This window comes from Pseudonocardia sp. SID8383, from assembly GCF_009864975.1.
GTDB lineage: Bacteria > Actinomycetota > Actinomycetes > Mycobacteriales > Pseudonocardiaceae > Pseudonocardia > Pseudonocardia alni.
In genome coordinates this window covers 1-1,003 of the sequence record NZ_WWFY01001159.1, presented here as the reverse complement: position 1 = coordinate 1,003, position 1,003 = coordinate 1, and the positions used below count along the sequence as shown (strand labels likewise).

The window sequence follows — 1,003 nt, the reverse complement described above, 5'->3', positions numbered from 1 at the left end:
GTTCCGCGGAGGCGGCGGCCGGCACCGGGCGGGCGCCGGTCGCCGGGCCGGACGGCACCGGGGTCGCGCCGGTGGTTCCCGACGGCACCGGGGTCGCCCCCGTCGCGCCGGTGGGGGCCGGGACGGAGACGGTGATGCTGGGCTTCTGGGGCCCGACCTCGGGCTGCTGCTCGCGCAGGTGCTCGGGCAGCTCCAGCGGCAGGACCGTCCGCGGCGGGTACGGCGACTTCCCGCGGACGACGATGATCCCCCGCAGCACGCGGCGGAGCTCCACGTCGAGGGCCTCGACGGTCTCCAGCGACGCCGTCGCCACGCCGTAGACCATCCAGCGCGGGCCGTCGCAGCCGACGAACACCGAGGCGGCGTTCTCGGTGCGGGCATGGAGTTCGCGGCCCCAGTCGCCGCGGGCGTTGCGCACCCGGGCGCCGCCCTTGCGCAGGGACTGCTCGATCTCCGCGGACAGGTCCGCCCACAGACCGGACGACCGTGGCGCGGCCAGCGCGCTCACCGCGATCCGGCCCTCGGCCAGCAGCAGGTGCACGGCCTGGGGGCGCTCGGCACCCGCGGGCTCCAGCTTCAGCTCGGCGCCGTAGGGCACCGGGACCTGCAGGGCACCGAGGTCGACGCGGGCGAGCGCGTCGGTCATCGACGGGTCGAGCTCCTCGACGTCGGCCGGGCCCAGTGGGCGGCCGCCGCTGCCGGGCGGCGGGACCGAGAGCGGGGCGTCGCCGACTCCGTACTCGTCCTCGTCGTACTCGTCCTCGTCGTCGTAGTCGTAGTCGTCGTCCTCCTCGTCGTCGAGGTCGTCGGAGGGCGGCGCGGAGCGGCGCCGGCCCCAGGACGGGTCGTCGGGGTCGCCGCCGTCGAAGCCCTGCGGGGTGCGGTCGCGGGCGTAGGCGAGCTCGTCGTCCTCGGCCCGGTGCGACAGCAGCGGCGGCTCCTCGTCGTCCCAGCGGCCGTCGGGGGCGACCCGGTCGTCGTGCCCGGCGGGTGCGGGGCCGGG

General features: G+C 77.6%; 1 protein-coding gene. It reads right to left on the bottom strand.

All coding sequences use genetic code 11. From position 1 onward, the window contains the following. The coding region (locus GTW08_RS28245; RefSeq protein WP_161152767.1) for a DUF3710 domain-containing protein at nucleotides 1–1,003 on the bottom strand (1,003 nt) is incomplete at both ends.